The following is a 17,395-nucleotide window of genomic DNA, read 5'->3' as shown; positions in this document are numbered from 1 at the left end:
ACCAAAGAATATGGCCAGTCATAGATCTTGTTCTGTTTTTTGACCATTGATAGCGACTTCAACTTTTCCACTATGGTAAGCATCACCGGCAGATGAAGATATTATCCACCGCATAGTTGAACCTGGAAGAACATAACCTAGCAGACCTGAAGTAATCGTTTTTCGCGCACCATTAGGTGAAATAAACGTCATGGCCGAAAGCTGAGCGTGGCTGTTTCCCTGATTGCTCACTTCGATAAACGTTTTGCCCTCGACATTAATTAATGCCCATTTTAGCTTCGCCGAGTTTTCCCCCTGCCCAACGGGCTGTAAAAACACCGGAACGGAATAGCGCATCACAAACTGAATTTTATTCCGCTGCAGTTTGGCCGGCGGAAGCTCATCGATAAACAAGCGGTACGCCTGTTCCACCTGGTTGGCGGCAGGCCCGGTACGGATAACCCTGATCAGCTGACGCTCCCCCGCTGGCAGCGTCACGATTGGCGGGCTAATAACCAGCCCCTGAGACGTTGACAGCTTGTCGGCATAGCCGCTTTGCTGCCAGTTGAAAACTCGCACCTGCGCGTTAAGCGGCGCATCTCCTTCATTACTCAGCCAGATCCCATCTGCATTTTGTGCCGCCCTTAACGTCAGGTTAACCGGTGATATTTGCAGGCCACCGGCTAACGCATGCCCCCCCGCCGCCAGCGCCAGCCACAGGCACGCACAGGCGGAGCGTCCACCTAATTTCAATTTCATCCGCTGTCCTGAAATCAGTAGTTAACGTTGACGGTAACCGTATCCGCATAGCTGTCTGGCGTGAAGTTCGCGCTCGCCGCCGTCGCATAGACGGTATAAGTCTGCGCGGCGCCCGACCCGGTACCCGCCACGCCGTTACCGACCACGGTGGTGGTCGCGGTGTTCCCCCAAACCGGCCCGGTCGCCGAGGTTTGGTTCAGCTGGTAGGGCACTTTATCGGTGTTGGTCGCGGAGTTAGCGACTGACGACATGGCCCCGGACCCGGTGGTGGTTCCCCCGTTCGCGGCGGAAGGTGCAAGGCCGATAAAATAAGGCGTTGTCTTTGAACAGTTAACGGTAAAGGTATTGCTTTGCGAAGTGTTTACTGCACTGGCGTTAACCGTCCCCAGGTTAATATTCGAGCCGCTGCCGGCGGTCACCGCGCAGGACTTTTGAATAGTAATGAGGACCTGAAATGTGCCGTTTGCCACCGCCGCATTAGCCGATGGAATAACCGCAAACGCAGTACAAGAGAGAATTAAGCGTGCTGCAGTGGCTGAATTCATATCCTTAACCTTATTCAAATGACTCAATCATGCTTCGTGAATACGCAACGAAGCGGTACGGGATGATTTAACGTTAGATTTTTCTCTTTCCCTGTTTTTCTCTTTAACTGTTTTCCACTTTAATAGTGACAGCCGACACCATAACTCGCCGGTAATATAATTCGCCCTGAAATCTCATTCGCTGCCTGTAAAATACCGTGGGCAATATCGCACCCCATAATTCCGGAGTTCCCTCCCCACCTGTTTGTACATTTTACGACCAGGCAATTTACAACCGGGCAATGCGGCTTCCCTGCCGACATGGGCAGGCGAACTGGTAAGAAAAAAATCAGTACGTTACGTCAGCACTTAGTTGAAATTTAGTTTAGAGCCCCGGAAATAACCAACCGCGCGGCAAAATTCAGCAAAACGGCGGATTGACGAGTTATTTGCTATTAAAACAGTGAGTTAACCCTTCCCCCTCATACCTTGATGCAAACTGAAAAGAATATATCCGTCAGTTTGTGATACTCATCACAAATAATGATTAAGCACTGCTTAATTAACAATTTACAGAATTTATAAAAAAGAGTTGTATATCGACGCCGTTTGATTCAATTTATGCTCCGCATATTTACTGCCCGGCAATAATAATTATATAGGGGTCAGTAAGTTACAAAAAAACACACATTAACTACAGTCAACTACGGGATACTAAGTCAGTGGCAAGTTCAAACAAACTCACGCTATTCATCATTTTGTTCATGATAGCGGGGATCTTCACCGGTGCGGCCATCCACGAATACGCCGCCGCAGACGTTATCAAAGGCTATGCCGACAACATCACGCTGTTTACCGACATCTTCCTGCGACTGATCAAGATGGTGATTGCACCGCTGGTCTTCAGCACCCTGACGGTCGGTATCATGAAGCTCGGCGAAACCTCCACCATTGGCCGCGTGGGCGGTAAGGCGATGGTCTGGTTCGTCTCCTCTTCCGTGCTTTCTATTCTGGTCGGGCTGTTTATCGTTACCCTGGCGCATCCAGGCGCGGGCATGAATCTGGAAGTGCCGACGGAAGCCGTACAAACCGGCCTTGCCGTAAGCGGTATGACGCTGAAAGCCTTTGTTTCTCACACCATTCCAACCAGCATTGCTGGCGCGATGTCGGACAACGAGATCCTGCAGATTGTGGTGTTCTCGATGTTCTTCGGCATTGCCGGGGCCTCTCTGGGTGAGAAATTTAACGCACCGCTGGTGAGCGCGCTGGATGTGGTTTCTCATATCATGCTGAAAGTCACCGGCTACGTTATGTACGTTGCGCCGTTGGCCATCTTCGCCGCCATCTCTTCGGTAATTGCCACCCAGGGCCTGGGCATTCTGCTGAACTACGCGTCGTTTATCGGCGGCTACTATGTGGCTATCGTACTGACCTGCGTGGTGCTGATTAGCGTGGGTTATATGGTGCTGAAGCGCGACGTCTTCCGCCTGTTGGCGATGCTTAAAGATCCGGTGCTGGTCGCTTTCACCACCAGCAGCTCTGAGGCCGCTTATCCAAAGACTCTGGATCAGCTGACCCGCTTTGGCTGCTCGCGTAACATCGCGTCGTTCGTGCTGCCTATCGGCTACTCCTTTAACCTGGTCGGCTCGATGGTTTACTGCTCCTTCGCGTCGATGTTTATTGCCCAGGCTTATAACATTCACCTCTCCTTCTCCGAGATTGCCGTGCTGATGCTGACGCTGATGCTGGCGTCAAAAGGGATTGCCGGGGTACCGCGCTCCGCGCTGGTTGTGCTGGCGGCGACCATCCCAAGCTTCAATATCCCGGTGGCGGGGATCCTGCTGCTGATGGGTATTGACCACTTCCTGGATATGGGCCGTTCGGCCATTAACGTGCTGGGCAACGGCGTGGCTACCGCGATGCTGTCCAAAAACGAAGGTATGCTGGAAGAAACCGGCAGCGTGCCGGTGGCAGAAGTTAAGGCATAAAAAAAGGGGCTACCTGCCGGTAGCCCCTTTTTTCTAATCGATTCGATTAAGCAACCGCAGAATCCAGCAGTTCCATCTCTTCGCTGTTCAGCAGCTTCTCGATGTTCACCAGAATCAGCATACGTTCGCCCAGCGCGCCCAGGCCGGTCAGGTATTCGGTAGACAGCGTCACGGCAAACTCCGGGGCAGGACGAATCTGGTCGGCAGTCAGCGACAGTACGTCGGATACGCCGTCAACCACGATCCCCACCACGCGCTTCTCAAGATTCAGCACGATAACCACGGTATTGTCGTTATATTCCACGCCGTCCTGCTCGAACTTCAGGCGCAGGTCGATGATCGGCACAATCACGCCGCGCAGGTTGGTCACGCCTTTGATAAAAGCAGGCGTATTCGCGATACGCGTTACCTGGTCGTAACCGCGGATCTCCTGCACCTTCAGGATATCAATGCCGTACTCTTCATCGCCGAGGGTAAACACCAGGAACTCCTGGCCTACGTTTTCCCCGGTCAGTTTTGTCACATTCGTTAGTGCAGTCATTTGCGTACCTATTTTCTTATGCAGTTAATCAGGCGACGGTAAGCGCCAGACGTTGTTCACGGTTTAGCCCCTGCAGCGCAGAAACATCGACGATCAGCGCCACGCTGCCGTCACCCAGAATGGTGGCAGCAGAAATTCCCGGTACCTTGCGGTAGTTGCTTTCGAGGTTCTTCACTACAACCTGATGCTGACCAATCAGCTGATCGACCAGCAGCGCGTAGCGACGTCCGGCGCTTTGCAGGATAACGACAATGCCCTGCGTGGCTTCGGTTTTCGCGCCCTGAACGTCAAAGACTTTCCACAGTTCGACCAGCGGCAAGTATTCACCACGCACTTCCAGCACGCGCTCGCCGCCCGCCAGCGGGTGCAGATCTTCTTCCTGCGGCTGGAGTGATTCCATCACCGCGTTCAGCGGCAGGATAAACACTTCATTGCTGACCTTCACCGACATGCCGTCGAGGATGGCAAGCGTCAGCGGCAGCAAAATACGGATGGTGGTCCCGGTACCGGCTTTCGACTGAATTTCAACGTGGCCGCCCATCTCCTGGATGTTACGTTTCACCACGTCCATGCCGACACCACGGCCAGAAACGTCGGTGACCTGTTCGGCGGTGGAGAAGCCCGGCGCGAAAATAAGCATGCCAACTTCGTCGTCGGTCATGCTCTCGCTGACCGGCATTCCCTGGGACATCGCCTTCGCCAGGATGCGTTCACGGTTAAGCCCCGCGCCGTCGTCGGTCACTTCGATACAGATATTGCCGCCCTGATGTTCAGCGGACAGGATAAGGTTGCCGACTTCGGACTTCCCGGCAGCACGGCGCTTTTCAGGCGACTCGATACCGTGGTCAAGACTGTTACGCACCAGGTGCGTTAACGGGTCGATAATACGCTCGATCAGGCTCTTATCCAGCTCGGTTGAACTGCCCATCAGCGTCAGCTCAACCTGTTTGTTCAGCTTGCCTGCCAGGTCACGCACCAGGCGCGGGAAGCGGCTGAAGACGTATTCCATCGGCATCATACGAATCGACATCACCGATTCCTGCAGATCGCGTGCGTTACGCTGCAGCTGCCCCATGCTGGTTATCAAATCACCGTGATTAACCGGGTCAAGTTCGTTAGAACGCTGGGCCAGCATCGACTGGGTGATGACCAGCTCGCCGACCAGGTTGATCAGTTGGTCAACTTTCTCAACCGCAACACGAATACTGGTTGATTCCGACGCACGAGCGGCAGGTTTATCACGCTCAACGCGTCCGGTGGCCGGGGTTAACGGCTCAGGCAAGCCGGCTTTTTGCACGGCGACGGCCGTTTGCGCAGGCGCTTCCGGCACCGCCACGGAAGTCGTTTCCGCGGCCGCTGGCGCGCTGGCTGCCGCCACCGGCACAAAGCTGATTTGTTCTGGCTCAATCACGAAGCAAAGTACGGCGGTAATGTCGTCTTCGCTGACGCTGGTTTCAAGCGTGGCGGTAATAGAAGACGCATCTTTGACCACACCGCTCAGGGTACCAAGATTACCCAGCTCTTCGAGCATCAGGTCACGCTCGGTCTCTTTCAGTCCGTCAATCACCACTCGCAGCCTGCCGCCGTTATCGGTAGCCGTAGCAGCCTGCTGCTCCGTTTCTACCACGGAGAGTTTGGCCGGCGCCGAAGGGACTTCGCCCTTGGCTTCCAGGGCCAGCTGGCGCAGCGCTTTGCAGATGTAGTCGAAGCTGGCAGCATCCGGCTCTTCAGAGTTTTTATAAGCGTCCAACTGTTCCTGCATAATATCCTTGGTTTCCAAAAACAGGTTGATGATATCGGTGTTGAGCTGCATCTCACCGCGCCGCGCTTCGTCGAGCAGGTTCTCCATCAGGTGCGTCGTTTCCTGCAGGATGGAGAAGCCAAACGTTCCGGCCCCGCCCTTAATGGAGTGGGCAGCACGGAAAATAGCGTTCAACTGTTCAGAATCAGGCGCCTCGGGCACCAGATCCAAAAGATGCTGCTCCATATCCGCCAACAGTTCGTCGGCCTCGTCAAAAAATGTCTGATAAAAATCGCTAATATCCATGCTCACGCTATCACCTCATGCCTGGTTGTGGCGCAACTGTGTTATTCGCCGGAGCCGCCGTTGGGACCTGCTGCAGAACCCCGATCGGCTGGTTATCGCTCTCTGAGTTCTCATGCATGATGGCGTCTTCGGTCTGTTTATTAAGCACCAGCAAACTGATGCGACGGTTAATGGCGTCACCGCCTCCGCGTTTGGAGAGGCTCATCTGTGAGGACATCCCGATGACGCGCAGCACTTTGCCGTCGTCGAGACCGCCCGCCACCAGCTCACGACGGGAAGCATTCGCGCGGTCGGCGGAAAGCTCCCAGTTGCTGTAACCGCGTTCGCCGTTGGCATAAGGCAAATCATCGGTATGGCCGGACAGACTGATTTTGTTAGGAATACCGTTCAGCACTGGAGCGATTTTGCGCAAAATATCACGCATGTAAGGCTCCACTTCCGCGCTGCCGTTTTTAAACATCGGGCGGTTCTGGCTGTCGATAATCTGAATACGCAGACCTTCCTGCACCAGGTCAATCTGCAGGTGTGGCCGCAGCGCGCGCAGTTTCGGGTCGGACTCAATTAGCTGGTCCAAATCCCCTTTGATACGCTTCAGGCGGTTAGCCTCCATGCGCTTGCGCAGCTCTTCAATGTTGGGCTGTTTTTTCACTTCACCCTGCTGCTGAGTGACGTCATCACCCCCGCCGGGGATCGGGCTTTCACTGTCGGCAATACGCTGGCCGCCGGTGATAGCCTGGGCCAGTGGGGTGCGGAAATAGTCAGCAATTTGCGCCAGCTCTTTCGGGCTGGAAATGGAAATCAGCCACATCACGAGGAAGAAGGCCATCATCGCGGTCATAAAGTCCGCGTAGGCGATTTTCCACGAGCCGTGAGCCGCCCCGCCGTGTCCCTTGTGCTTGCGGCGCTTTACGACAACGATGGGATGGGCCTGATTTTTCATACTTCTTCTTCCGTCGCGCGCTGCGCGTTCGGTGAACGCACCGCTCTGACGTGCTCTTCCAGCTCAATGAACGACGGACGCTCGCTGGAGTACAGCGTTTTACGACCAAATTCCACCGCGATCGGCGGCGCATAACCATTGAGGCTGGAGAGTAAAGTCACCTTCACGCACTGCATCATTTTGGTGGTTTCAGCGCTTTTCTGACGCAATACCGTGGCTAATGGGGAAATAAATCCGTAGGCCAGTAAAATACCGAGAAAAGTTCCCACCATAGCGTGAGCAATTAATGCCCCTAACTCCGCGGCAGGACGGTCAGCGGAGGCCAGCGCGTGCACAACCCCCATTACCGCAGCAACGATACCGAAGGCGGGTAATGAATCCCCCATTAACGCCAGGCTGTTTGCAGGTATTTCCGATTCGCTTTCATGGGTCTCGATTTCTTCATCCATCAGCGCTTCAATTTCGAAAGTATTCATATTTCCGCTGATGATCAAACGCAAATAATCGACAATAAAATCAAGCATCATGGCGTCCGCTAAAATACGCGGATAGCTGGCAAAAATTTCGCTTTCTTTAGGGTTTTCGATGTCTCTTTCAAGTGAAAACATCCCCTGCTGACGCGACTTAGCCATCAGACGATAAAGCAATGCCATCAAGTCCATATACATGCTTTTGGTATATTTTGAACGTCTGAAGAGCAGCGGCAGCGCTTTTAGGGTGCCCTTAATCGCTTTACCGTTATTCCCTACAATGAACGCCCCAATACCCGCCCCACCAATGATGATAAATTCAGCAGGTTGATAAAGTGCGCCAAGGTGGCCGCCGGTTAACATGTAACCGCCGAACACTGTCCCTAAAACAACCAGGTAACCTATTAAAATCAGCACGAGATCATCCTTACGCCGTTGAGTGTAGCGAGGATGCCCAGGGGGGCAGATGCAGCGTCATGTTTGGGCATAAAAAAAGCAGCGGCAATCACTCACCGCTGCTGGAATACGCAAACACAGAATCTGTTAAACAGCCTGTTCCACCTGGTCATCCAGCAGTTGTGGAATAATATCGGCAGTATTCTGGGAAAGTTTACGTCTTTTTACCGCCCTTGATGGCGGCTGGCACAGACTGCAGGCAAAGCTGCCGACCGGCTGGTGTGCGTGGGTGATAAAATTACCCCCACAGCAGTTACACTGGCTTAACTGGAGCATGCCGCTCTCGACAAAACGCACCAGTGTCCACGCGCGAGTCAGCGCCAGAAGCGGGCCGTCGGCCTGGGAAGGACATTGTTCAAGGTAAAGTCGATAGGCTTTAATGACCGCATCAACGCCGGTGCAAAGCCCACTGCGAAGTAAAAACTGCCAGGCATTACAGAACATGGAAGCGTGAATGTTTTGCTCCCAGGTCATAAACCAATCAGTAGAGAAAGGCAGCATCCCTTTTGGAGGAGGACTTCCACGGAGTTCTTTGTAGAGTTTGATCAGGCGACCACGGCTCAGCTGCGTTTCGCTTTCCAGCATTTGCAGTCGGGCACCGAGGGTTATCAGCTCCATAGCGAGCTGAATGTCGCGAGCTTCCTGGACAATACTTTTCTCGCTCATTTGTTATGCCCTTTTTTTCTTAGGTGCCTCGGCAGGCGTCGACACCTCATTCAATAAACGGGTAGATAACAAAATACCGGTATGAATTTGCTGTAAATCATCCACACGGGAGTCTTGTGTTAAGCGAGTAATCGCCTGACTTTCGTTAAAGCGGAACTGACAAACTAATTGGTTAGTTTCTGCCAATTTTACCATTTGGGGCAACGTGAGTTCCCCTAGAGTATTTGCCATATCCTCAGCGATGCCTAAACGAAACATTGCTGATGCTTTGTCCTGACTAATAAGACGCTGTGCAAGCAATAAATACGATAAATTAATGTCGTAAATATGTTTTAGCAACTCGGAAGTATGCATTTTTTCCATCCCGAATAACCAACTATTATTGTATGCGGCCTAGCCTAAATATTTCGGATGACAGTAACGTGTCAACGTCAGGAAATTCTCCAGAAACTTACAGCTGTAAGAAACCGAAGCGAGCCTTCGCGCCATTACCGTTTTCTGAACTATTAGGGGGTTGTTACCGCACCCCGCGATGTCGCCGGGTCGCCCCGGGTAAATTAAAACAATCGTTACGGCCAAAATGCACGGATAAATCTTACGCTCTGACTAGGCTCCTCCGCCTACCGCGGTAGAAGCTACTTCCCTGACAAAGCCCGAACGCCTGTTGTCGTTCATCATTTTATTACAAAAAACTAAGATTTTTCCTAATTCGGGCAAACTCTACTCGCAGCCCCTGGCACATACAATGCAGCCATCGGCGATTTTGGAATTTATGTGACGCAGATCACATAAATACATCATCCTTCGAAGTGAAAAGCATCAGAATCGCTTTTCATTTGCTTAATTTTTAATCTGATTGAGAATTTTACCGATAACATCAGACGAATAGTGACACTGAAACATCACAACTCCATGAGTTACCATTGCTTTTTATCCGATACCGGCGGTCAGGAATGCTTAGGCGATCACACTTTCCGAAAGCAGTCAGGAGTAACCTGCTGTTATTCAGAGACTTAAGCTAAATCATAGCGGCATTTTAACCGAGCGTTATGATTTCAAAAGCGCCAGTTACTGAAAGTTATCACTCGATCCAGGTTCGCAAATTAATCCATTCGCCTTATGGCAAATTTTTACAAATCGTCTACGAAATAATGTTGCAAATTCGTTTCATAAGAATAACTAAACAATTTCTATGAGTGGCTTCACATTTCGTATGGCGACAAGCGTTGCGCCTGGACAACAAGTGGTGTAAGAAAATGTTAACAATTCACACAATATGTGGAGGGTCCGTATGAGCTATCGTCATGTGCTGGTTGCCGTGGCCATCACGCCTGAGAGCCATCATCTGGTGCAAAAGGCCGTCTGTATCGTCAAACCCGTCAACGGAAAAATTACTCTCGTCACGCTAGCCTCCGATCCCGAACTGTATAACCAGCTTGCCGCCCCGATGCTGGAAAACCTGCGCGATCTGATGCTGGAAGAAACCCACCTTTTTCTCGATGAGCTGAAAGAGAAAGCGCAATATCCTATTGAAAAGGTAATTATTTCCACAGGGGAACTAAGCGAACACATCCTGGATATCTGTGAAAAGCAGGATGTGGACCTGGTGCTTTGCGGCAATCATAATCAGAGTTTCTTCGGTAAGATCACCTGCTCAGCCAAGGCTGTCGTGGCCTCAAGCCAGGTTGATGTGCTGCTGGTCCCTCTTTAGAACGACCTCAACAGGAAGCGGAGCCTGCTCCGCCTTTCCGCCCTCTGCTAAACTACTTTCCGGGTTATTCCATAGCGACTAATTATGCCAGTTTCGGAAAACTCGATTTTTTATCCTGACTTTTCTTTCCTCGCCAATAAGAACAAAAATGTTCAAATAAGCGGCACAAATTTAGAATCCTGCCCGCGTGAATGATAACCCGCTTCCCTCAGCAAATTGCCCTCTGCTTCTCAGCCGGAGCAACGCCAGCACGCCAGGGCCTCAAAATCATCACGTCAGGCCATAAGGATTTGCGATATGCACAAAAAAACAACTCATTAGCCGCGCCCGCGAATCCAGGCCCTGGGATCTCCTCTGATTTGCTCTCTTTTTATACTTTCGATCTTTTATTGCGCAATCCCAGTCCCTCCTCAGCGTCGATTAATTTTCATCTTGCCTGGGATTTTTTTGTTTGGTGCACGGATTTTAGAATCATGAAAATATGCAGCAGGAGGCACAAAGATGATCTCATCCCGTTTAAGTGAAAAATAGTAAAATTAACCAAGAGGCAAAAAATGATTAACACACAAACGCCGAACAGGCACGCCTAACATGCTCTTAACATAAAATGAGAGCGAAACCACAAAAACAAAGTTCAAATATATTCTATATCAAATACAGTGAGTTACACCTAGCCCAGAAAATGAACATCTCGGTGCACTATTATCATGAAAAAAATTAAAGAAATGATAAATAGACTTGCTTAGGACTTTTCTCGAACTTGATAGCAGCGTATGGTTATTTAATACTCCATAAAATTGTCCACGGAAATAAGGATATTAATATGCCCGCTGCCAGCATGATCCAAAAACTTAATGCGCAAATTAATCGTGAATTTTATGCCTCCCATTTGTGTCTGCACCTGAGCGCCTGGTGCACGAAGAACAGCCTGACCGGCAGCGCGAATTTTCTACGCAGCCAGGCTCAAAACAACGTTACGCACATGATGCGGGTATTTAATTTTATGAAGCACTCTGGCGGCATGCCGAGCGTAGGCGCGATGTCTCCACCTGAGTGCCACTGCCTGACGCTTGAAGAGCTGTTTCAGCAAACGCTGGATGATTACCACCTGCGCCACGAAACGCTGGCTACCCTAAAAGAAGAGGCCAAAGCGGCCAATGCCCGTAAGGTCATGAGCTTTCTGATGGCATTAAGCGAAGAACAGGATCGGGACGGTGAACGGCTACAGACGATCCTGGAAGAAGTGCGCAATGCTAAAAAAGCGGGCCTGTGCATGAGCCAGACCGACCGACATCTGCTGAATTTTGTCGAACACGAGTCTCACTGAGCACCTCCTCTATAGATAAAAAAGCACCTGCAGGACGCCGGTGCTTTTTTTATTATCTTGTGGACGCTTTGCCTTCCGGCGTCGAGGAGAAGGAAAGAAGGATTAGTGCGCCTCTTTCTGTTGGGTAAATTTCAGCTCAATCAGGGCTATCGCTTTTTGAATCGCGCGGCGAGTTACCGGGTCAACGGCAGCAGGATGGCTGGTAAAATCGATGGTTTTCAGCTGTTCTGACATCTTTTCACGGACTTCAACCGGCGCAATCACATCAATCACGTCGAGAATTTGTTTGATAACCAGCTGGCACGCCACGACGTCGGAAACCAGTTCCTGATCGGCAGAGAGTTGTTCGGCCATTTTAATCTCCTGTTTTATTTGCGCGACAGTCTACCTGCCCCGCTCCGTGCGAGGCAACAGTCCATTCGGCGTAAAATCCCTAAGGCGGGGACAAAAGCCCCCGTGGATTTACTTTTCAAACTGCCAGCAGGCAACGCGATGCCCCGGCGAGATCTCCTGCATTTGCGGAGGCTGCCGATGGCATTTCTCCATAGCTCGCGGGCAGCGGTCAGCAAATTTACAACGTGTACCTGCACCAATCTCCCCGGCGGTTTCGCCTTTTAGCCCGCCCTGCTCCAGCATTTGTACATGCGGGTCGGCGAGAGGAATAGACGCCAGCAGCGCCCGGGTGTAAGGGTGAGCCGGCTGGTTATACAGCGTTTCTGCCGGAGCCTCCTCCACCAGCGAGCCGAGGTACATCACGCCAATACGGTCAGAAATATGGCGCACCATCGACAGATCGTGAGCGATAAACAGGTAGGTCAGGCCTGATGCCTGCTGCAGATCCTGCAAAAGATTCACCACCTGCGCCTGCACTGACACATCGAGCGCGGACAGCGGTTCATCGCAAAGAATGAACTCGGGGTTCACCGACAGCGCGCGAGCAATACTGATACGCTGGCGCTGCCCGCCGCTGAACTCGTGAGGAAAACGATCGAGGTGCTCACGGCTTAACCCCACCTGCCCCAGCAGCTCCAGCGTTCGACTTTTCCGCCGTTCAGCATCGTAGCCGTGAATACGCATCGGTTCGGCAATCAGCTGCTGCACCGTCATGCCTGGATTCAGTGAGGAATAAGGATCCTGAAAAACGGCCTGCATCCGGCGGCGGACGGGTTTCAGCTGACGTTCGCTTAGCCCGGCAATGTTTTGCCCGTCAAACTCAATCTCACCTTCGGTGATGTCGAACAGCCGTAACAGGCTTCGGCCTAGCGTTGACTTGCCGCAGCCCGACTCTCCGACCAGGCCGTAAGTTTCCCCTGGATAAATATCAAAACTGACGCCGTCCACGGCCTTTACCGTCGTGCGTGGCACGAACCAGCCCCGGTCAGAGGTGAAATGTTTACTCAGGTTGCGGACGCTAATCAGTGGAATAACCTCAGGCATGAGCCACCTCATTTTCCCACAGCCAGCAGCTAACTTCGTGACCATCGGCGAAAGTGTGTTTAGGTGCCGCCTTATCACAAACGGCCATGCGTTGCGGACAGCGAGCGGCAAATGGACAGCCCGCAGGGGGATTCAGCAAGCCGGGCGGGCTCCCTTCTATCGGAGACAAGCGTTCTTCACTGCCGTCAGGACGGGGCAGCGACGCCAGCAGGCCACGCGTGTAGGGATGCGAGGGGCGATAAAAAATAGCCTCTACGCTTCCCTGTTCCATCACCAGCCCGCCGTACATCACAACCACCCGCGAGCACACCTGCGCCACCACGCCTAAATCATGAGTTATCAGCAAAATTGCGGTATCCGTCTGCTGCTGAAGCTGTTTAAGCAGCCGCAGGATCTGCGCCTGGATTGTCACGTCCAGCGCGGTAGTCGGCTCGTCGGCAATCAATAAAGACGGATGGCACGACAGCGCGATGGCAATCATTACCCGCTGGCGCATGCCGCCGCTAAATTCGTGCGGGTATTGGTCGTAGCGTTTTTCCGGCTGGTTAATGCCCACCTGCCCGAGCATAGCAATCGCCTTCTCTTTAGCCGCCTTTTTGCTCAGGCGTTGATGACGAATAAGGATTTCACTCATCTGCCGCCCAATGCTCAGCACCGGGTTCAACGCGGTCATCGGATCCTGAAAAATCATCGCTATCTCACTGCCGCGAAGATGGCGCATTTGCTCCGGCGTTTTGCGGGCCAGATCTTCGCCCTGAAAGCGAATATGGCCGCCCACTATTCTGCCGTGGCTCCCCAGCAAATTGATAACAGATTTGCAGGTGACGCTTTTCCCACAGCCAGACTCGCCGACGATGCCCACGACTTCTCCACGCCGCACGCCGAAGGAGACGCCACGCACCGCCTGAACTTCGCCATCGCGGGTAAAGAAGGATGTTTTCAGATTATCGATTTCAAGCAGGTTACTCATCGCGGTTTGCTCCTGGCTCAAAGGCGCTGCGGAACACATCGCCCAGCACGTTAAAGCTCAGCACCGTCAGCAGGATCAGCACGCCGGGGAACATGGCAAGCCAGGACGCTTCGCCGATGTATGACTGGGCGTTATTCAGCATGCTACCCCAGGAGGCATTTGGCTGCTGCACGCCAAGACCAAGAAAGCTCAATGTAGACTCCATTAAAATAGCGGAGGCGATATTCAGGGTCGCCGCCACGATAATCGTCGGCAAAATATTGGGGATAATATGGCGGGCGATAATCAGCAACGGATGCTCACCGGAGGCACGCGCGTAAACCACGTACTCACGCTCTTTTAGCGTCAAGGTTTCTGCGCGAACCAGGCGCGACATGTTCATCCAGGTCAGCGCGCTGATGATCAGGATAATGTTAGCTATGCCGGGCTTCAGGTAAGCATTGAGCACCAGCAGCAGGAAAAAGGCCGGGATCGACATGAGTATGTCCACCAGCCTCATCAGCAGGTTGTCTATTTTACCCCCGAAGTAGCCGCTGACCGTGCCCACCAGCGTGCCGATAAGCGTGGAGAACAGCATCGCCAGAAACCCAACCATCAGGGAAATCTGCCCGCCGTAAAGCGCACGCGTAAAGTAGTCCCTGCCGTACTCATCCGTGCCAAACCAGTGCCCGGTATCCGGCGGCAGCATGCGCGCCTGGAGCGACATCTGGTTTGGGTCCCAGGGGCTAAAGAATGCCGACAATGACGCCAGGGCAAAAAGCACCAACACCGCCAGCGAACACTGCGCGGGACGGCTGTGTTTCATGCCCTGTTTAACCTGTGTCCATCTTCTGCTCATCATTACCTCAGCGCCTTAATGCGCGGGTCCGCCACGCGATACAGAAGATCGGCCAGTAAATTTCCCGCAATCAGCATCAAAGAAGAAAGCAGGATAATGGCCATGATCAGCGGGTAGTCCAGGGAGGTGATGGACTGGATCCCCAGCAGCCCCATCCCCGGCCAGGAAAAGACGCTTTCCGTGACGTAAGCCCCCACGATCAGCTCGCCAAAGGAAAGACCAAACAGCGTAATCACCGGCAGCAGCACGTTCTTAAGCACGTGACGGAACAGAATGGCACTGCGGGTCGCACCGTAGGCGAGCTGGGTTTGCACGTAGTCGGCGGACAGCTGGCTAATGGTATTAGATCGGATATAGCGCACGTAGCTGGAAAGGTTGTAAAAGGTCAGTGCAATACAGGGCAGAATGCCGTGGCGCACAACATCAAGCCACGAATCTTCCATGCCAATCGTTCTCATCCCCATGCTGGGCAGCCAGTTTAGCTGCACCGAAAACACGGTAATCAGCAGGATGCCAAACCAGAAAATCGGTACCGAAATACCCACGTAGGCAAAGAGATTCAACACGTGATCCAGCCAGCGGTGTTTAAACGCGCCCGCCAGCAGCCCAAGGGGGATCGCCAGCACAATCGCCAGCAGCAGTGACGCGCCCATCAGGCCAAGCGTGGCCGGAATGCGTTCGGCAATCATCGTCAGCACCGGACGGTGATAAATCAGCGAGTAGCCCAGGTCGCCCTGCAGCAGATTTTTCAACCACAGCAAATACTGCACCGGCAGCGGTTTATCCAGGCCCATACTTTGACGAATACGTTCGATATCATCCGGGCTCATGCGCGGCGTGATATACGCCTGAACAGGGTCGCCCGGAGCAAGCTTTACCAGTAAAAAAGAGACCAGCGAGATAAAAAGCAGCATCGGGAACAGCTGCAGCAAACGCCGGAAAAGAAGGTTATTCATATTTTTACCGCCCCCGCCCTGCCGCCGCGCCGTAAGATCACGCCAGGGCGAGGGTCATTCCCTGTTATTGTTGATAAATCTTCGACAGATCCTGGAACATATAAACAGGCTTAGGCTCCGCCTCTTTTGTGCCGCCAAAACGTTTATCCACCGCCACTACCGCGTTGGTGTAGGCAACAGGATACCAGGCCATATCATTGGCTACGGTTTGCTGAATTTGTTTGTAGATGGCCGCACGCTTAACGGCATCCGTTTCGGTAGCCCCCTGCTCCCACAGCGCATCAAACGCCGGGTTCTTATAGTGTGCGTAGTTATAGGCTTCGTTGCTCATGTACAGCGACTTATAGCCGTCCGGCTCTGACCCCATGATGTATCCGCCCAGGCTTAGCTCCCAGGCCGTATTCTTCATGTCCTGGCTACGCTGCGACATCGCGTTAGCGTCCAGGGCCAGCAGCTCTACGTTGATGCCAATCGCCTTGAGCTGCTGCTGAATATAAAGCCCCATACTTTCCTGGGTTTTATTGCTGTTGATGTACGCCAGGCGCAGCTTCAGGCCGTCCGGCTGCCCGGAGGCTTTAAGCAGCGCTTTGGCTTTTTCAATATCGAACTTGTACGGCTCAACGTCGCTGGTCTGGTAGAGGGTATCCGGGGTCAGGATAGAAGCCGCAGGCCTGGCGTAGTCGAGTGAGGTAAATGCCGTTTGTACCAGATCGTCTTTATTCAGGGCGTAAGCAATGGCCTGGCGAAGATCCTTGCTTTTCATGCTGTCGACGTTCTGGTTGAAGGTCATATAGGCCAGACGGCCTTCCGGATAGATAACAAAATCAAACTTGCCGGTGGCCTTCAGGCGAGAGACGTCCTGCGGATCAACCATCTTAAGGTTGATTTCACCGTTCTGTAGCGCAAGGTTGGCCGAGTTCGCATCCTTCGCAAAGCGATAAGTGACCGAGTCCAGCTTCGGTTTACCGTTCCAGTAGTCGTCAAAACGCGTCAGGGCGTAGTACTGCCCGGCGCGGTACTCTTTAAATTTGAACGGGCCGGATCCGACAGGTGCCTCGTTGCGGGCGCTCTTTTCGAGATCGCCTTTTTCACTGTCGAAGATATGCTGCGGGATCGGGAAGATTTGCACCAGCGTACCGGCAAAGGCGGCGCTCACCTGCGGCAGGGTAAATTTCACCGTCAGCGGATCCACCTTGCTCACGCTAAGAGGCTTGTTGCCATAGACAAACATGTTGCGGAAGAAGCTGTGTTGTTTTTCATCCAGCAGCTTATTAAAGGTGAACACCACGTCATCGGCGGTAATGGCCTGGCCGTCCTGCCATTTCAGGCCGGGCTTCAGCTTCAGCGTCCAGGAGAGATTATCCGCAGACGGCGTCAGGCTTTCCGCCAGGCCCCACTCGATTTTGTCCCCGTTGTAGCTGTATAACGGCGAATAAAGCGCCTGCATAATCGTTAACGTAGTACGGTCGCTGGCGTACAGCGGGTTGATGGCCAACGGATCGCCGGACGTGATGCCGATAATCAGGCTGCCGCCCTGCTTTGCTTCTTTTGCCGGGGCAGGTGCGGCCGCGGTTTCTTTTTTGGCGTCATCACAGCCGCTTAATGCCAGGGCCAGCGCGGCGACCAGCGCCGACAATACCAGAGGTTTACGCATTGCTTCAGAAACTCCTTGCTTAATAAGAGCCCGCATAGTGCGACACTCACTATCGCTTGTAAATGTGCCTAAAAAGCATAAGCTTAGCCAAATTTTGACTATCCGCATGTCGCCTGAGCGCAACGCCTGAAG

General features: G+C 52.8%; 17 protein-coding genes. 3 read left to right on the top strand and 14 right to left on the bottom strand.

What is annotated here, in order from left to right:
• Positions 1-18 precede the first annotated feature (18 nt).
• Both HX778_RS08220 and HX778_RS08215 read right to left on the bottom strand, forming a co-directional pair.
• Positions 19-738: a molecular chaperone gene (locus HX778_RS08220; protein ID WP_176981752.1), complete on the bottom strand. Its 720-nt coding sequence runs from the start codon at positions 736-738 to the stop codon at positions 19-21.
• Positions 739-752: 14 nt separating this feature from the next.
• On the bottom strand, positions 753-1,283 hold the full coding sequence (locus HX778_RS08215; RefSeq protein ID WP_038481749.1) for a spore coat protein U domain-containing protein: 531 nt from the start codon (positions 1,281-1,283) through the stop codon (positions 753-755).
• A gap of 701 nt (positions 1,284-1,984) precedes the next feature.
• On the opposite strand from HX778_RS08215, the gene HX778_RS08210 reads away from it, so the two are divergent.
• The gene (locus HX778_RS08210; protein WP_176981751.1) at positions 1,985-3,250 is read left to right on the top strand and encodes a dicarboxylate/amino acid:cation symporter; all 1,266 of its coding nucleotides are present in this window, start codon (positions 1,985-1,987) and stop codon (positions 3,248-3,250) included.
• A gap of 46 nt (positions 3,251-3,296) precedes the next feature.
• Here the strand turns inward: HX778_RS08210 and cheW are convergent, their stop codons facing one another.
• The 6 genes from cheW to flhD form a co-directional block, all read right to left on the bottom strand.
• Complete coding sequence (gene cheW, locus HX778_RS08205; protein ID WP_016536985.1) at positions 3,297-3,791, bottom strand: chemotaxis protein CheW; 495 nt, start codon at positions 3,789-3,791, stop codon at positions 3,297-3,299.
• Positions 3,792-3,819: 28 nt separating this feature from the next.
• On the bottom strand, positions 3,820-5,838 hold the full coding sequence (gene cheA, locus HX778_RS08200; RefSeq protein WP_176981775.1) for a chemotaxis protein CheA: 2,019 nt from the start codon (positions 5,836-5,838) through the stop codon (positions 3,820-3,822).
• A gap of 10 nt (positions 5,839-5,848) precedes the next feature.
• Positions 5,849-6,778, bottom strand: a complete 930-nt coding sequence (gene motB, locus HX778_RS08195; protein WP_038481740.1) for a flagellar motor protein MotB — start codon at positions 6,776-6,778, stop codon at positions 5,849-5,851.
• The gene (gene motA, locus HX778_RS08190; RefSeq protein ID WP_176981750.1) at positions 6,775-7,665 is read right to left on the bottom strand and encodes a flagellar motor stator protein MotA; all 891 of its coding nucleotides are present in this window, start codon (positions 7,663-7,665) and stop codon (positions 6,775-6,777) included. The genes motB and motA overlap by 4 nt, the downstream gene beginning before the upstream one ends.
• 126 nt (positions 7,666-7,791) lie before the next feature.
• Positions 7,792-8,370 (bottom strand): flagellar transcriptional regulator FlhC, encoded by a 579-nt coding sequence (gene flhC / locus HX778_RS08185; protein ID WP_038481735.1) that lies wholly within the window; start codon positions 8,368-8,370, stop codon positions 7,792-7,794.
• A gap of 3 nt (positions 8,371-8,373) precedes the next feature.
• Positions 8,374-8,724 (bottom strand): flagellar transcriptional regulator FlhD, encoded by a 351-nt coding sequence (gene flhD, locus HX778_RS08180; RefSeq protein WP_038481732.1) that lies wholly within the window; start codon positions 8,722-8,724, stop codon positions 8,374-8,376.
• Between the two features lie 937 nt (positions 8,725-9,661).
• Between flhD and uspC the strand changes: the two genes are divergently transcribed.
• Positions 9,662-10,081, top strand: coding sequence for a universal stress protein UspC (gene uspC / locus HX778_RS08175; protein ID WP_176981749.1), 420 nt, complete (start codon positions 9,662-9,664; stop codon positions 10,079-10,081).
• Positions 10,082-10,904: 823 nt separating this feature from the next.
• Positions 10,905-11,408, top strand: coding sequence for a non-heme ferritin-like protein (locus tag HX778_RS08170; RefSeq protein WP_176981748.1), 504 nt, complete (start codon positions 10,905-10,907; stop codon positions 11,406-11,408).
• Positions 11,409-11,510: 102 nt separating this feature from the next.
• Here the strand turns inward: HX778_RS08170 and HX778_RS08165 are convergent, their stop codons facing one another.
• From HX778_RS08165 to HX778_RS08140, 6 genes are all read right to left on the bottom strand, one after another.
• The gene (locus tag HX778_RS08165) at positions 11,511-11,762 is read right to left on the bottom strand and encodes a DUF2766 family protein (protein WP_038481723.1); all 252 of its coding nucleotides are present in this window, start codon (positions 11,760-11,762) and stop codon (positions 11,511-11,513) included.
• Between the two features lie 108 nt (positions 11,763-11,870).
• Entirely contained in the window at positions 11,871-12,845 is a 975-nt protein-coding gene (locus HX778_RS08160; protein WP_176981747.1) for an ABC transporter ATP-binding protein, read from the bottom strand.
• Positions 12,838-13,815, bottom strand: a complete 978-nt coding sequence (locus HX778_RS08155; protein ID WP_176981746.1) for an ABC transporter ATP-binding protein — start codon at positions 13,813-13,815, stop codon at positions 12,838-12,840. Before HX778_RS08155 ends, HX778_RS08160 begins: the two co-directional genes overlap by 8 nt.
• On the bottom strand, positions 13,808-14,620 hold the full coding sequence (locus HX778_RS08150) for an ABC transporter permease (protein WP_255483366.1): 813 nt from the start codon (positions 14,618-14,620) through the stop codon (positions 13,808-13,810). The genes HX778_RS08155 and HX778_RS08150 overlap by 8 nt, the downstream gene beginning before the upstream one ends.
• A gap of 35 nt (positions 14,621-14,655) precedes the next feature.
• Positions 14,656-15,609, bottom strand: a complete 954-nt coding sequence (locus HX778_RS08145) for an ABC transporter permease (protein ID WP_038481711.1) — start codon at positions 15,607-15,609, stop codon at positions 14,656-14,658.
• Positions 15,610-15,673: 64 nt separating this feature from the next.
• Entirely contained in the window at positions 15,674-17,263 is a 1,590-nt protein-coding gene (locus HX778_RS08140; protein WP_176981745.1) for an ABC transporter substrate-binding protein, read from the bottom strand.
• Between the last annotated feature and the right edge of the window lie 132 nt (positions 17,264-17,395).

Source organism: Cedecea sp. P7760, assembly GCF_013386425.1.
GTDB classification, from domain to species: domain Bacteria; phylum Pseudomonadota; class Gammaproteobacteria; order Enterobacterales; family Enterobacteriaceae; genus Cedecea; species Cedecea selenatireducens.
The sequence above is the reverse complement of the archived record's forward strand: the minus strand, read 5'-3'. Positions and strand labels throughout refer to the sequence as shown.

Bases quoted from the DNA above. Each gene is read 5' to 3' on its own strand.
- HX778_RS08220 (WP_176981752.1), bottom strand. From the start codon at position 738: ATGAAATTGAAATTAGGTGGACGCTCCGCCTGTGCGTGCCTGTGGCTG.
- HX778_RS08215 (WP_038481749.1), bottom strand. From the start codon at position 1,283: ATGAATTCAGCCACTGCAGCACGCTTAATTCTCTCTTGTACTGCGTTT.
- cheW (WP_016536985.1), bottom strand. From the start codon at position 3,791: ATGACTGCACTAACGAATGTGACAAAACTGACCGGGGAAAACGTAGGC.
- cheA (WP_176981775.1), bottom strand. From the start codon at position 5,838: ATGGATATTAGCGATTTTTATCAGACATTTTTTGACGAGGCCGACGAA.
- motB (WP_038481740.1), bottom strand. From the start codon at position 6,778: ATGAAAAATCAGGCCCATCCCATCGTTGTCGTAAAGCGCCGCAAGCAC.
- flhC (WP_038481735.1), bottom strand. From the start codon at position 8,370: ATGAGCGAGAAAAGTATTGTCCAGGAAGCTCGCGACATTCAGCTCGCT.
- flhD (WP_038481732.1), bottom strand. From the start codon at position 8,724: ATGCATACTTCCGAGTTGCTAAAACATATTTACGACATTAATTTATCG.
- uspC (WP_176981749.1), top strand. From the start codon at position 9,662: ATGAGCTATCGTCATGTGCTGGTTGCCGTGGCCATCACGCCTGAGAGC.
- HX778_RS08170 (WP_176981748.1), top strand. From the start codon at position 10,905: ATGCCCGCTGCCAGCATGATCCAAAAACTTAATGCGCAAATTAATCGT.
- HX778_RS08165 (WP_038481723.1), bottom strand. From the start codon at position 11,762: ATGGCCGAACAACTCTCTGCCGATCAGGAACTGGTTTCCGACGTCGTG.
- HX778_RS08160 (WP_176981747.1), bottom strand. From the start codon at position 12,845: ATGCCTGAGGTTATTCCACTGATTAGCGTCCGCAACCTGAGTAAACAT.
- HX778_RS08155 (WP_176981746.1), bottom strand. From the start codon at position 13,815: ATGAGTAACCTGCTTGAAATCGATAATCTGAAAACATCCTTCTTTACC.
- HX778_RS08150 (WP_255483366.1), bottom strand. From the start codon at position 14,620: ATGAAACACAGCCGTCCCGCGCAGTGTTCGCTGGCGGTGTTGGTGCTT.
- HX778_RS08145 (WP_038481711.1), bottom strand. From the start codon at position 15,609: ATGAATAACCTTCTTTTCCGGCGTTTGCTGCAGCTGTTCCCGATGCTG.
- HX778_RS08140 (WP_176981745.1), bottom strand. From the start codon at position 17,263: ATGCGTAAACCTCTGGTATTGTCGGCGCTGGTCGCCGCGCTGGCCCTG.